This is a genomic window from Leclercia sp. TB492 (genome assembly GCF_049974505.2).
Classification (GTDB): Bacteria; Pseudomonadota; Gammaproteobacteria; order Enterobacterales; family Enterobacteriaceae; genus Enterobacter; species Enterobacter adecarboxylatus_C.
In genome coordinates, this window is record NZ_CM127572.1 from 1,051,323 (window position 1) to 1,065,753 (window position 14,431).

The 14,431-nt window shown below is 55.4% G+C and carries 12 protein-coding genes; 6 read left to right on the forward strand and 6 right to left on the reverse strand.

Features of this window, described 5'->3' with window-relative positions; genetic code table 11:
- The first annotated feature begins 36 nt into the window (after positions 1–36).
- The 4 genes from yczE to ACP4QI_RS04885 all read left to right on the forward strand — a co-directional run bounded on the left by yczE (position 37) and on the right by ACP4QI_RS04885 (position 5,398).
- Positions 37–645, forward strand: a complete 609-nt coding sequence (gene yczE / locus ACP4QI_RS04870; RefSeq protein WP_426495137.1) for a membrane protein YczE — start codon at positions 37–39, stop codon at positions 643–645.
- 76 nt (positions 646–721) lie between these two features.
- Positions 722–1,795, forward strand: coding sequence for a LacI family DNA-binding transcriptional regulator (locus ACP4QI_RS04875; RefSeq protein WP_426495136.1), 1,074 nt, complete (start codon positions 722–724; stop codon positions 1,793–1,795).
- 103 nt (positions 1,796–1,898) lie between these two features.
- Positions 1,899–4,985 carry a beta-galactosidase gene (locus ACP4QI_RS04880; RefSeq protein WP_426495135.1) on the forward strand — a complete coding sequence of 1,029 codons (3,087 nt, stop codon included), beginning with the start codon at positions 1,899–1,901 and terminating at the stop codon, positions 4,983–4,985.
- A 59-nt stretch (positions 4,986–5,044) separates the two neighbouring features.
- Entirely contained in the window at positions 5,045–5,398 is a 354-nt protein-coding gene (locus tag ACP4QI_RS04885) for a DUF1428 domain-containing protein (protein ID WP_142488459.1), read from the forward strand.
- Between the two features lie 32 nt (positions 5,399–5,430).
- On the opposite strand, the gene ACP4QI_RS04890 is transcribed toward ACP4QI_RS04885, so the two are convergent.
- The gene (locus ACP4QI_RS04890; protein WP_426495134.1) at positions 5,431–6,999 is read right to left on the reverse strand and encodes an EAL domain-containing protein; all 1,569 of its coding nucleotides are present in this window, start codon (positions 6,997–6,999) and stop codon (positions 5,431–5,433) included.
- 193 nt (positions 7,000–7,192) lie between these two features.
- Here ACP4QI_RS04890 and ykgO point away from each other — a divergent pair, with 193 nt between their 5' ends.
- Positions 7,193–7,333, forward strand: coding sequence for a type B 50S ribosomal protein L36 (gene ykgO / locus ACP4QI_RS04895; protein ID WP_142488461.1), 141 nt, complete (start codon positions 7,193–7,195; stop codon positions 7,331–7,333).
- A gap of 59 nt (positions 7,334–7,392) precedes the next feature.
- On the opposite strand, the gene ACP4QI_RS04900 is transcribed toward ykgO, so the two are convergent.
- The 5 genes from ACP4QI_RS04900 to acrA all read right to left on the reverse strand — a co-directional run bounded on the left by ACP4QI_RS04900 (position 7,393) and on the right by acrA (position 13,600).
- Complete coding sequence (locus tag ACP4QI_RS04900) at positions 7,393–7,857, reverse strand: YlaC family protein (RefSeq protein WP_142488462.1); 465 nt, start codon at positions 7,855–7,857, stop codon at positions 7,393–7,395.
- A gap of 274 nt (positions 7,858–8,131) precedes the next feature.
- A complete protein-coding gene (locus ACP4QI_RS04905; RefSeq protein WP_032616864.1) occupies positions 8,132–8,350 on the reverse strand; it encodes an HHA domain-containing protein in 219 nt (72 codons plus the stop codon).
- Between the two features lie 8 nt (positions 8,351–8,358).
- Positions 8,359–8,751, reverse strand: a complete 393-nt coding sequence (gene tomB, locus ACP4QI_RS04910; RefSeq protein WP_142488463.1) for an Hha toxicity modulator TomB — start codon at positions 8,749–8,751, stop codon at positions 8,359–8,361.
- 492 nt (positions 8,752–9,243) lie between these two features.
- Entirely contained in the window at positions 9,244–12,384 is a 3,141-nt protein-coding gene (gene acrB / locus ACP4QI_RS04915) for a multidrug efflux RND transporter permease subunit AcrB (RefSeq protein WP_142488464.1), read from the reverse strand.
- A gap of 22 nt (positions 12,385–12,406) precedes the next feature.
- Positions 12,407–13,600 carry a multidrug efflux RND transporter periplasmic adaptor subunit AcrA gene (gene acrA, locus ACP4QI_RS04920; protein ID WP_142488465.1) on the reverse strand — a complete coding sequence of 398 codons (1,194 nt, stop codon included), beginning with the start codon at positions 13,598–13,600 and terminating at the stop codon, positions 12,407–12,409.
- 142 nt (positions 13,601–13,742) lie between these two features.
- On the opposite strand from acrA, the gene acrR reads away from it, so the two are divergent.
- Positions 13,743–14,396 (forward strand): multidrug efflux transporter transcriptional repressor AcrR, encoded by a 654-nt coding sequence (gene acrR / locus ACP4QI_RS04925; protein WP_142488466.1) that lies wholly within the window; start codon positions 13,743–13,745, stop codon positions 14,394–14,396.
- Positions 14,397–14,431: the final 35 nt, after the last annotated feature.

Genomic DNA, 14,431 nt, shown 5'->3' on the forward strand with positions numbered 1-14,431 from the left:
GGTAATGATGAAAGCACCGCTAACCGGAGAAAGATCATGTTGCGTCGATTAGTTCAGCTTTACGTCGGATTAAGCCTGTATGGCCTGTCAACGGCGATGTTTATACGATCGGATCTGGGGGCCGATCCCTGGAATGTCTTCCACCTCGGGGTGGCAAAACTGCTGGCCATGGATATTGGCACCGTCATCATCCTGACCGGCGTGCTGGTGCTGCTGCTGTGGATCCCGCTGCGACTGCGCCCGGGTCTCGGTACCATCAGTAACGTGATTGCCATTGGCCTGGCGGCCGACGTCGCACTGACGTTTATCCCGGCTATCGACTCCCTGGTGGCGCGCAGCCTGTTACTGGTGAGCGCGGTGATCGTCAATGCGCTGGCGACGGGCATGTACATTGGCGCCGGGTTTGGCGCCGGGCCGCGCGACGGCCTGATGACCGGGATCAACGCCCGTACCGGCTGGTCGGTACGCAGCGTGCGCACGGCGATTGAGGTTTCAGTCCTGCTGTTTGGCTGGGTGCTGGGAGGCACTTTTGGTGTGGGAACCGTGCTGTATGCCTTAAGCATCGGCCCGCTAATCCAGATTTGTCTGCCGTGGTTTCGTCAGAAGCCGCGCCTCTTAGCTCCGCAGCCTGAGCGCGTTATCTGATTTTGCGAAGCGCTCACATGCTTTACGCGATGGGTTATGACAGAATACGCGCATCAGTCATTGCAACGCGACGCGCATGAAAGCCATAACCCTTTACGATGTTGCCCGCCTGGCGGGCGTTTCCTATCAAACCGTCTCGCGGGTCATTAATGATGCGGCGCATGTCTCCGCCCGGACCCGGGAAAAAGTGCTCCAGGCGATGGCCGAATTGCACTATGTCCCCAACCGCGGGGCCCAGCAGCTGGCCGGAAAGCGCACCCGCACCCTGGGGCTGATCACCACCGACCTTGCCCTGCATGCCCCCTCGCAGATTGCCTCGGCGGTCAAGACCCGCGCAGGCGAGCGCGGGGCGAGCGTGCTGATCTCCATGGTCGAAAATCCGCAGCAGTGTCTTGCGGCAGTGCAGGAGCTGCTGGCGCAGCGCGTGGAGGGATTGCTGGTCAACGTACCGCTGGAGGACGAGCTGGCAGAAAGTTTGCAGGCGCAGGCCGCCCCGGTACCGGTGTTATTTCTTGATGTCTCGCCCACCGCCCGGGTGCACAGCCTGGTGTTTGATGCCGAACAGGGCGCAACGCTCGGCGCGCATCATCTGCTGGCGCTGGGCCATCAGCGGATCGCCCTCCTCGGTGGGCCACGAAGTTCCGTTTCGGCGCGTGCCCGTCTTGCGGGCTGGCTGTCCACTCTGGAGGCGGCAGGGGTAGAGCCCTGCGCCATCGCCCAGGGTGACTGGAGCGCTGCCTCGGGTTACGAGAAAGGCCATCAGCTGTTGGCCGGCGCCACGCTCCCGCAGGCGATTCTGGTGGCAAACGATCAGATGGCGCTCGGCGTGATGCGTGCCTGCGCCGAAAAAGGCATTACCGTGCCGGGCCAGCTCTCGGTGGTAGGGTTTGACGATACCACCGACAGCGCGTGGTTCACCCCGCCGCTGACCACCGTTCGCCAGGCCTTTCGCGAGGCCGGGCTGCGCAGCGTGGAGTGGCTGCTGGGACAGCAGGGTCACGCCGGGCAGGAGCCCGCACAAATCCGTCTCCCTGTCACCCTGGTCGAACGACACTCCACCGCCCGGGAAGGGATCCCACAGGGGAGTGAAGATCTCGCTCAGCAGCTAAAATCCCTGGCCCTGCTGGCTGAACAGCTGGCGCGCCGTTAACGCTTTTGTGATCGCCATCGCTTCATGACGCTCTCCTGCTTTACCCTGTCCTCCAGGCAGGGCATTGTAATAAAAATTGTGAGCGCTTCGCAAAGAGGTAATTATGTCCCATCCCGCTCCGCTGATTCTCAGCACTCTGCTTGCCCGTCGTGACTGGGAAAACCCCGGCGTCACCCAATGGAATCGACTCCCTGCCCACGTGCCCCTCAGCGGCTGGGGCGACGAGCAGACTGCGCGGGAGGAGGGCGACTCCTCCTCCATCCGCTCGCTGAACGGCGACTGGCAGTTCAGCTTCTTTGCCGCGCCGGAACAGGTTCCCGATAGCTGGACGCAGGAAGATTGCGCTGATGCGGTCGTGATGCCTGTTCCCTCCAACTGGCAGATGCAGGGCTTTGACACTCCGATCTACACCAACGTCACCTATCCCATCGCGGTCAATCCACCGTTCGTACCGGCAGAGAACCCGACTGGTTGTTACTCGCTCACATTCGACATGGATGCCAGCTGGCTGGAGAGTGGGCAGACGCGCCTGGTGTTTGAGGGCGTTAATTCCGCGTTTTACCTGTGGTGCAACGGGCAGTGGGTGGGCTATTCCCAGGACAGCCGTCTGCCTGCGGAGTTTGACGTTTCCTCGTTCCTGCGCGTGGGCAGCAACCGCCTGGCGGTGATGGTGCTTCGCTGGTGCGACGGCAGCTACCTTGAAGATCAGGACATGTGGCGCATGAGCGGCATCTTCCGGGATGTGACCCTGCTGCACAAACCTGGCACCCATATTGCCGATTACCATGTCGTGACCGAGCTGAACGCCGATTACGACCGCGCCCAATTGCAGCTGGCGCTGACCCTCGGTGGGGCCGGCTACAAGGACTGCGAGGTCAGCGTCAATCTTTGGTGGGCAGGGGAGTGTATCGCCAGCACCACCGGCACGCCTGGCTCGGCCATTGTCGACGAGCGTGGCCACTGGCAGGAGAGGGTGAATGTCTCTCTGAAGGTGGATCAACCTGCGCTGTGGAGCGCGGAGATCCCCGCCCTGTACCGCTTAACCCTTGTGCTGCGCGACAGGCAGGGCCAGGTGCTGGACGTTGAAGCCTGCGACATCGGTTTCCGCCGGGTCGAAATCAGCAACGGACTGTTGAAGCTTAACGGTAAGCCGCTGCTGATCCGGGGCGTGAACCGTCACGAACATCACCCTGAGCGCGGGCAGGTGATGGATGAAGCCACCATGCGCCGCGACATTGAGCTGATGAAGCAGCACAACTTTAATGCCGTCCGCTGCTCGCACTACCCTAACCACCCTCTCTGGTATCGCCTGTGCGACCGCTACGGGCTGTACGTGGTGGATGAGGCCAACATCGAAACCCACGGAATGGTACCGATGAGCCGTCTGGCTGACGATCCCCGTTGGCTGCCTGCCATGAGCGAGCGCGTCACCCGTATGGTGCAGCGCGACCGCAATCACCCGTCGATCATTATCTGGTCCCTGGGCAATGAGTCCGGTCACGGGGCCAGTCATGATGCCCTTTACCACTGGGTGAAGGCGACCGATCCCACCCGTCCGGTACAGTATGAGGGGGGCGGGGCCAATACGGCTGCCACCGATATCGTCTGTCCGATGTATGCCCGCGTCGATCAGGATCAGCCCTTCCCGGCGGTACCGAAATGGTCACTTAAAAAGTGGATCGGTATGCCGGATGAGACACGTCCGCTGATCCTCTGCGAATATGCCCACGCGATGGGCAACAGCTTTGGCGGATTCGCTAAATACTGGGACGCTTTCCGCAAACATCCTCGCCTGCAGGGCGGTTTTGTGTGGGACTGGGTGGACCAGGCCCTGACGAAGCATGACGAACAGGGCAACCCCTTCTGGGCCTACGGCGGCGATTTTGGCGATAAACCTAACGACCGACAGTTCTGTCTGAACGGGCTGGTCTTCCCCGACCGCACGCCGCATCCGGCCCTGTATGAGGCCCAGCGCGCGCAGCAGTTTTTCACTTTTACCCTGATCAGCCACTCGCCGCTGGTGATAGAGGTGCACAGTGACTATCTCTTCCGTCAGACCGATAACGAGCAGCTGCGTTGGTCGGTGATGCGTGATGGCGAGGTGCTGGCTTCTGATGTGGTGGTGCTCAATATCGCGGCGCAAAGTACACAACGGCTGGAGATCGCGCAGCCGCAGTGGGCGGCGGCCCCGGGCGAACTGTGGCTGAACGTTGAGGTATTCCAGCCCGCGGCCACGCCGTGGTCTGCGGAAAATCATCTCTGCGCCTGGGATCAATGGTCGCTTCCCGCCCCGTTACTCATTGCTCCGCCGAAAGTTGCCGGGTTAACCCCTCAGCTCACGCGTGAAGATGATGCGTTGGTAGTCACCCATCAGCAGCAGCGCTGGCAGTTTAACCGCGCCAGCGGCGACCTGACCCAGTGGTGGCGCGAAGGGGAGGCGACGCTGCTCGCGCCGCTGACCGACAACTTTACCCGCGCTCCGCTGGATAACGATATCGGCGTCAGCGAAGCGACCCGTATCGATCCGAATGCCTGGGTGGAACGCTGGAAGGCGGCCGGGATGTACAGTCTGTCGCCACGCCTGCTGCAGTGCGACGGCGAGCAGTTGGAGCAGGCAGTGGTCATCACCACCCTGCATGCCTGGGAGTACAACAACCAGGTGCTGTTCCTGAGCCGAAAATGCTGGCGCATCGATAACCATGGCGTGCTGCATGGCGATGTTGAGGTGCAGGTGGCAAGCGACATGCCGGAGCCCGCGCGTATCGGGCTGACCTGTCAGCTGGCGCTGGCACCGCAAACGGTGAACTGGAGTGGGCTCGGTCCCTGGGAGAACTACCCGGATCGCAAGCTTGCCGCCCGCCAGGGACGCTGGGAACTGCCGCTGGCGGCGTTGCATACTCCTTACATTTTCCCAACCGAAAACGGCCTGCGCTGCGATACCCGCCAGCTGAAGCTGGGGCAGCATCAGTTCGATGGCAACTTCCACTTCGGGGTGAGTCGCTATAGCCAGACGCAGCTGCGCGAGACCACCCATCACCATCTGTTACGGGAAGAGCCCGGCTGCTGGCTGAACCTGGATGCGTTTCATATGGGGGTCGGGGGCGACGACTCCTGGAGCCCCAGCGTGTCGCCGGAGTTTATCCTGCAGGGGAAAAAGGTGCGTTACGCCTTTAGCTGGCAACAGAACTAAACTTAATCGCTGATGCGGCCACACCATGTGGCCGCACATTCACTTCGGAGGTTTATCTGATGAAGTATGTCGATGGTTTTGTGGTTGCCGTTCCTGCGAATAATAAGGAGGCTTATCGCGAGATGGCAGCGAAAGCAGCGCCGCTGTTTAAGGAGTTTGGCGCGCTTCGCATCGTAGAGTGTTGGGCAGATGATGTACCCGACGGCAAATTAACGGACTTTCGCCTGGCAGTGAAGGCGGAAGAGAACGAAGAAGTGGTCTTCAGCTGGATCGAATATCCTTCAAAAGCGGTTCGCGACGAAGCGAATCAGAAGATGATGAACGATCCCAGAATGAAAGAATTTGGCGAATCGATGCCGTTTGACGGTAAACGGATGATTTATGGCGGCTTCTCGCCGCTGCTGGACGAATAGGCGTGGTGCCCGGCGGCGCTTCCCGCCGGGCGTTATTCGTATGATTCCGGGTCGAGATTCTGTTCAGCCCACTGAATAAAAGCCTCTTTTGGCAGCGCCTTACTGTAAAACCAACCCTGACCGTACTGCACACCGTGGCGGCGCAGCCAGGTCAGCTGACCTTCGGTTTCAATCCCTTCCGCCACCATCGCCAGATTGAGCGATCGGGCCATCTCAATGATATGCGGCGTCACGTTTTTATACTCCAGCGCGTCGACGAATGATTTATCAATTTTCAGGGTATCGATGTCCAGATCCTGCAGGTAGCTGAGACTTGAGTAGCCGGTGCCGAAATCGTCAATATAGACAGAGTGTCCTGCGCGCCGGAACCCGGCAATAGCGGGGGCACTGACGGTGGGGTCGGCAAAACCCCGCTCGGTAAGCTCCAGCGCAATCTGCGACGGCGGGAGCTGCCATTGATTCAGAAGACGGCTCAATAGCGGGGGCACTGCACCCGAGATCAAATCCGTGGGGGCAAGGTTAATCGAGATATGCTGGTCCGGATGCTGGCGTAGCCATTCGCCCATCTCCTCAAACACTTTTTCAACGATCAGGGCGGTTAACTGATTTATCAGGCCCGTCTGCTCCGCCAGAGAGACGAAAATATCGGGAGACAGATAGCTGCCGTCCTGCTGTGGCCAGCGGGCGAGCGCTTCCGCTCCGGTCAGTCTGCCGCTGTTCAGCGCGACAATTGGCTGAAAATGGACCTGGAATTCCCGGGCATTGATAGCATCCTGCAGGCGATGCCGGGGGGATTGCAGGCGGCGTAACACGCGCAAGACAAACCATGCCGTCAACAAACTGATCAACACGCCAAAAGGCAGCCAGAAATAGAGCTGGTGATGCCAGCTCTCTTTTAACGGCTTTAGGGAAGCCCACGCCACGATGGCAAACCCCAGGTCGGGCACATTATGCACATCATACATAGCGCCGTTATGTTGGAAGTGCGAGCTGCCATTGCGCTGCATTTCATTGAACACCTGCATATCCAGGCTGTTACTGCTGGCGAAAACAATATTTCGACGGATACCCACCAGCGCAACGTCGATCGGCCAGGATCCAAAGGGGATCACGTCGATCAGCGAGGCGGGGTCGATCATCACGATATAGTGGCCTGTACCAATGGCGGCCATATAACGTTTAAGATTCAGATCGTTGTGCGAGGTAACCCAGGCCCGATAGCCGTCGGGGGTGATGCGTAATGCTGGCGGAAAGGGGGCGGCGTGGCTCTCCTGTTCCAGGGAGGAACAGCGTGGCTTGAGATCGTCAACGTAGATCACTTCCTGGATATAGCGCCAGGAGAAAGAGGCGCGGCGCATTACCAGCGCATGTTCGCGACTACAGGGAATGCCTTTGAAGGATTGCATTTCGTTCAGAGCGGATTTGGCCTGGGTAATCACTCTGTCAGTACGGATCTGGACGCGGGCAGAGTAATCGTTCAGGTCATCAACAAACTTATCTTCCGCATTACGATGCGCCAGCCAGACGCTCAGGCAGACAGGAACAAGCACTGCAATAATCAGTACGCAGGTCACCACACTAACCAGGTGTCGGGTTGTCATGCTCCTGTTTCCTTTTTATAACGCCGGGCGTGGGGCGCACAAGTCGATGACATTAAAACGGAAAGCTATGCTGAAGTGTAGAACTATTTTAGATGAGTTTACGTGCCGCTTATTCGCCCTGAGTTGTTTTTCCACCGCCACTCGGATATGCTAATTGTTATGTTATAACAAATCATATTTGTAAGGGGTAAACATGCAGGTTCTTAATTCATTGCGCAGCGCAAAACAACGTCATGCGGATTGTCAGATCGTCAAACGTAAGGGGCGGCTGTATGTGATATGCAAATCCAATCCGCGCTTCAAGGCGGTGCAGGGGCGTAAGAAGAAACGGTAGGCCAGAACAGGAAGCTTGCCGCTAACAGCGAGGCTGTCGGCGGCAGGTCAGAGCGGACTTCAGGCAGCCACGCGGGCAAGGGTAAAGACGTCGTAGAAAGAGAGTTCGCCTTTGGTGGCGATCATTTTTTGCAGTTTCTCTTTTTGCTGGGATTCAACCTGAGGTGAATGCAGGATGCTGTCGATCAGCTGGTTGGGCACATAGCGCGTGTTGTACCACTCACCGTTGTAGCAGACGCGAAAATCGAGCACATCAATATCCTCATAGCGGTAGCGCGGATTAACGTCGAAGAAGAAGAAGGCGTTAAAGACGACGAATAATACCACCAGGAGCCAGACGGAACCGATCAGCGTGTCCGACTGCAGCATCACCACCAGCGTTGCCAGCCAGGCGGCATACATGGCAACAAACAGGCCCGGATGTTTGCGAATAAAGCTGATGCTAAAGCGCGGTTTGTTGTCACGCTTTTCGCGTACATTGAGGTCATCAATGGTCTCGGTAAGCAGGCGTTGTATCTCGGTCATCTTCTGCCCTTTCTCAAATCAACTTAAAACGGGGGATCCGTGTATTTTAAGTGACCACAATGTTTGTGGAAAGTAACAGTTACGCTAAGAAAAAACATAACAGTTGCCAGGAAAGGGCGGGTCAGATAATGCGGTGGATCTCTTCGGTATGACGCAGCGTCTCCGCTGGGCGATAAAACGGTCGCCCATCCGGGTGAGGAGCTGCATGCTGGTGGTCTAAAACAGCGTCTAAACGTCTAATGCGGTGTGATGTCCTCTGAAGTGTGTCACCCAATCAGCGTACGAATTTCCACACGGCGGTAGGAATTTTATCGTACAGCTTATTCATCGTGAGTTCAGCCAGGCGATGATCCGCTGCGGAATAGAATACCGCTAACTCATTATCAGAAAGCTCGTATTTATTTTTCTCAATCACACGTTCAAGGGTGTCAATTGACTGACAGCGTCGCAAACGCATCAAATAATCTGTCTTGGTTAATGGTTTATCAGACATAAATTCACCTAATTGTTTGTAATAATTTTAACCGGAGAAGCTAACGGGTTAGCCCTGCTTGCATTGACAAAACAACGAAAAAGCCGATTGCCCGATTTACGCCATTTCTGCAAATCCTGCGCGTTAATGCCGTAGCTGCTGAATAACATAAAAGTGTCATCCAGGTATTCGTCAATTTGCTCAATCAACTTATTATCTTCGTTATACTTAATTTTATAATTAAGGGCGAAGGTTGCTATATGCTCAATCAACTCGTTTAGCTGCAAATTAATGGCAGAAGTAGGGTCATTGACCCAGCCATGGTTGCTTTCATCGAGATTGGAAAGGCAGTCATGGTACAGGGATTCACAAAGGAATTTCAACTGTGCAATATCTTGCCTTTTGGGCGAGTATTCGTCCATAGCGCATCCCCTTTTTGAGTGATTTTTTACTCACCGAACATCGTTGTCGGGAAGGGTACATCTGACTTAACGTCAACGACTACTGTTATGCCTCTTGCCTTTAACTATAATCTACTCTGAATAGGATTTCACCGCGCTATTACGAAAAATTACAATTACGCAGCATCTTAAAGGGTTTCCCGAGCACTATGTTATATATTGTTTTATCCCGAGGCGGAGCGCTCTTATCAGCAGGCAACATTTTTCTACCGTTTCTATAATCGCTACCAGGCGCGATCATATACAAAAAAACACCAGGAATACTCTTAATAACTAAGAAGCCGCGCAACAATTTGAGAGTTTGTGTAAGAAGAATGGGCTAAATATGATAAGTCGTTTAAAGGTGACATAAAATATATAAACCGCCAATAAGCTTATTTTATGATTTTCAATTGCCAAAAAAAAGGCCGCATTAGCGGCCTTTTTAGCTGTTAACAGCAGGATGCTGGTCTCTTACACCGAATGTTTGTGTTCGATATCGTCGTTTTTACGGCTGAAACGGCGACGTACTACCACAAAGAATACCGGAACAAAGAAGATAGCCAGTACGGTTGCGGTAACCATCCCGCCCATTACGCCAGTACCTACGGCGTTCTGTGAACCGGAGCCTGCACCCGAACTGATTACCAGAGGCATAACCCCGAGGATAAACGCCAGGGAGGTCATCAGAATCGGACGCAGACGCATACGGACCGCCTCTAGCGTCGCTTCAATCAGCCCTTTGCCCTCTTTATCCATCAGATCCTTGGCGAATTCCACGATCAATATCGCGTTCTTCGCCGACAAGCCAATGGTTGTCAGCAGGCCCACCTGGAAGTAAACGTCATTACCGAGGCCACGGAACGTGGCTGCCAACAGGGCGCCAATGACCCCCAGCGGTACAACCAGCATAACGGAGAACGGAATAGACCAGCTCTCATACAGCGCTGCCAGACACAGGAATACCACGATCAGGGAGATGGCATACAGGGCAGGGGCCTGGTTGCCGGACAGACGTTCCTGATAGGACATCCCCGTCCAGTCGTAGCCGATGCCTGCTGGCAGTTTACCCGCCAGCTCTTCCATCAGGTTCATGGCCTCACCGGTACTTCTGCCCGGTGCCGCCTGACCGAGGATCTCCATCGATGGCAGACCGTTGTAACGTTCCAGACGCGGTGAGCCATATTCCCAGCGTGAGGTGGAGAAGGCGGCGAATGGCACCATCTGCCCGTTACTGCCGCGGACGTACCAGTTATTGATATCGTTCGGCAACATACGGTATTGCGCTTCAGACATCACGTACACCTTCTTCACGCGACCGCGGTCGATGAAGTCGTTGACGTAGCTACCGCCCCAGGCTGCGCCCAGCGTGGTATTGATGTCACTGATAGAGACGCCCAGCGCCTGTGCTTTTTCCTGATCGATATCCACTTTAAACTGCGGCGTATCTTCCAGGCCGTTAGGACGCACGCCCACCAGCAGCTCAGGATGTTTTGCCACCTCACCAAACAGCTGGTTACGCGCCTGAGTCAGTTTTTCATGGCCCAGACCGCCCTGGTCGATAAGCTGGAAGTCAAAGCCAGTTGCCGTACCCAGCTCGACGATCGCTGGCAGGTTAAAGGCAAAGACCATCGCATCTTTAATCTGCGAGAAGGTGCCCATCGCACGGCCAGTAATGGCTTCAACTTTATTCTCTTCGCCCGGACGCTCAGCCCAGTCTTTCAGAGAAACGAAGGCAATACCGGTGTTCTGGCCACGACCCGCAAAACCAAAGCCGTTAACCGCAAACACCGATTCAACGTTGGCTTTCTCTTTAGTGAGGTAGTAATCCGTCACCTCATCCAGCACTTTCTGGGTACGTTCCTGGGATGCGCCTGCTGGCAGCTGGGCCATGGTCAGGAATACGCCCTGGTCTTCGTCCGGCAGGAAGGAGCTTGGCAGACGAACAAACAGGTACGCCATACCGACCACGATGATGATATAGAGCAGCAGATAACGACCGGTGCTGCGCAGGATATTGCCCACGCTGTCGGTGTAGTGATGCGTGCTCTTATCGAACATGCGGTTAAACCAGCCGAAGAAGCCTTTTTTGCCTTCGCCGTGATCGCCTTTGGCTACCGGTTTCAGCATGGTGGCGCACAGTGCCGGGGTCAGGATCAACGCAACCAGTACCGACAGGGCCATTGCCGAGACGATAGTGATGGAGAACTGACGATAAATCGCACCGGTAGAGCCACCGAAGAAGGCCATCGGGATAAATACGGCGGACAGCACCATCGCGATACCGACCAGTGCGCCCTGGATCTGACCCATCGACTTACGGGTGGCTTCCTTCGGCGGCAGCCCCTCTTCGGACATCACACGCTCGACGTTTTCCACCACCACGATGGCGTCATCCACCAGCAAGCCTATCGCCAGTACCATCCCGAACATCGTCAGGGTGTTTATCGAATAGCCAAAGATCGACAGTATCGCAAAGGTACCCAACAGAACGACCGGAACGGCAATGGTAGGGATCAGCGTCGCGCGGAAGTTTTGCAGGAACAGATACATCACGATGAATACCAGGATGATCGCTTCGACCAGCGTTTTCACTACTTCGTGAATCGAGATCTTAACGAACGGCGTGGTGTCATACGGGTAAACGATTTTCAGACCTGACGGGAAGAAAGGTTCCATTTTCTTCAGTTCGGCACGGATCGCTGTTGCTGTATCCAGGGCATTAGCGCCGGTCGCCAGTTTAATCCCCAGACCGGAAGCCGGCTGGCCGTTAAATTTGGCGATAACGTCGTAGTTTTCACCGCCCAGCTCCACCTTCGCAACGTCACGCAGGCGAACCTGTGAACCGTCCGGATTCACTTTCAGCAGAATTTTACTGAACTCATCTGCTGAGGTCAGACGGGTCTGCGCGATGATCGAGGCGTTAAGCTGCTGGCCTTTAACCGGCGGCGTACCGCCTAACTGACCGGCTGCAACCTGGGCGTTCTGCGCTTTGATGGCGGTGATCACGTCTACCGGCGTCAGCTGGAAGTTGTTCAGTTTGTTCGGATCCATCCAGATACGCATCGCGTACTGGGAACCGAACAGCTGCACGTCACCCACGCCTGAAGTACGGCTGATGGCATCCTTCATGTTGGCGCCCACGTAGTCGGAAATATCCTCCTGCGTCATGGTGCCGTTGGTGTTGATAACGCCGACAACCATCAGGAAGCTACTGGAGGATTTCTCCACGCTCACGCCCTGCTGTTGTACTTCCTGCGGCAGTAACGGCATCGCCAGCTGCAGTTTGTTCTGCACCTGAACCTGAGCGATATCCGCATCTGTACCGGACTCAAAGGTCAGCGTGATCTGCACCGTACCGGTTGAGTCACTGTTGGAGGACATGTACATCAGGTTATCGATACCGTTCATGTTCTGTTCGATAACCTGGGTTACGGTGTCCTGCACCGTTTTGGCATCAGCCCCAGGGTAGGTTGCGGCGATTGAAATTGCTGGCGGCGCAATGGTTGGATATTGCGCGACAGGCAGCTTCAGGATCGCAAGTCCCCCGGCTAGCATGATGATTATGGCGATCACCCACGCAAAAATGGGGCGATCGATAAAGAAATTAGGCATGTCTTAACGGCTCCTGTTTAAGTTAAGACTTAGGTTGTTCTGACTGGCCGCCTGCGGAGGCTTGTTGTTGATTGTCAGACTTGACCTCTTGCGCTTTAACCTGGGCGCCCGGGCGAACTTTTTGTAAACCGGTAATGATGACGCGATCGCCATCTTTCAGACCGTCAGTGACCAGCCATTTGTCACCAATCGCCTGGGTGGCGGTGATCTGACGGACTTCGACTTTGTCTTCAGCGCCAATAACCATTGCACTGGCATCGCCGCGCGGCGTACGGGTCACACCCTGCTGTGGAACCAGCAGTGCGGTTGGGTTAGTCCCTTCTTCCAGGCTTGCACGAACGAACATACCCGGTAACAGCGTATGGTTCGGGTTCGGGAAGATGGCACGCAGGGTGATAGAACCGGTGGTCTGATCGACCGTCACGTCAGAGAACTCGAGGCTGCCGGCCTGTGGGAACTTAATACCGTCGCTGGTGACCAGTTCCACTTTCGCTTTGCCATTTTCCTGCTTCAGGGTGCCGTTCTCCAGCTCCTGTTTCAGACGCAGGAAATCATTGCTCGACTGGGTAACATCGACATAGATCGGATCAAGCTGCTGCACGGTAGCCAGCGCGTTGGTCTGGCCGCTCTGCACCAGGGCACCTTCGGTCACTGACGATTTACCAATGCGACCGCTGATAGGCGAGGTCACTTTGGTATAGGCCAGGTTAATGCGTGCAGTTTCTACCGCGGCTTTCGCAGCGGTAACGGCGGCGTTAGCCTGTTGAGCATCTGCCTGGGCGCTATCGTATTCCTGTTGGCTGATGTACTGGGTACCCAACAGTTTCTGATAACGGCTGACGGTCAGCTGGGCAATTTTTGCCGCAGCCTGGGCTTTAGCCAGATCGCCTTTTGCACTTTCGTAATTAGCCTGATAGGTAGCGGGATCAATCTGATACAGAGAATCACCTGCTTTAACATCACCACCTTCCGTAAAATTACGTTTCAGGATGATGCCACTCACCTGTGGACGCACTTCAGCAATGCGGTAAGCGCTGGTTCGGCCGGGTAATTCTGTTGTTATCTGGAGAGGTTCGGATTTGAGCGTCACGACGCCAACTTCTGGCACCTGCTGAGCCCCTTGTTGAGCCTGTTTTTCGTCACATCCTGTAAGCGCTAAGCTGCCTGAGAGCATCAGAACGATCGCCAGAGGCGTTAACCCTCTGTTTTTGTTCATATGTAAACCTCGAGTTTCCGATTTCAAATTGATCAATGGATCACGCGTCCACAAACCCATTGCTGCGTTTATATTATCGTCGTGCTATGGTACATACATTCATAAATGTATGTAAATCTGACTCCTGTAAATTCACCAAGGTATGGCACGAAAAACCAAACAACAAGCACTTGCGACACGCCAGCACATCCTTGATGTTGCTTTGCGCTTGTTTTCGCAACAGGGGGTCTCTTCCACTTCGCTGGCACATATTGCTCAGGCGGCTGGGGTAACCCGGGGAGCGATTTACTGGCATTTCAAAAATAAGTCAGATTTATTTGGTGAAATTTGGGAGCTTTCAGAATCCAGTATTGGAGATCTCGAGACTGAGTATCGGGCAAAATTCCCCGACGATCCACTCTCAGTTTTAAGAGAGATTCTGGTCTATATCCTTGAGGCGACTGTTATTGAAGAGCGTCGCCGCCTGATGATGGAGATCATTTTCCACAAATGCGAGTTTGTCGGGGAAATGGCCGTTGTGCAACAGGCACAGCGCAGTTTATGTCTGGAAAGTTACGACCGTATTGAACAGACCCTGATGCATTGTATTAAAGCTAAAATGTTGCCCGCTAATTTGCTGACCCGTCGCGCCGCTATCCTGATGCGCAGCTATATTTCCGGCATTATGGAAAACTGGCTTTTTGCCCCCCAGTCTTTTGATCTGCAACGGGAAGCTCGTGATTACGTGGCCATCCTGCTGGAGATGTACCAGTTCTGCCCGACGCTGCGCGCGCAGCCAGAGTCGCTCCCGGCCTGACTCCCAGGAATTGTCCAGGAGCCGACAGTTGATGC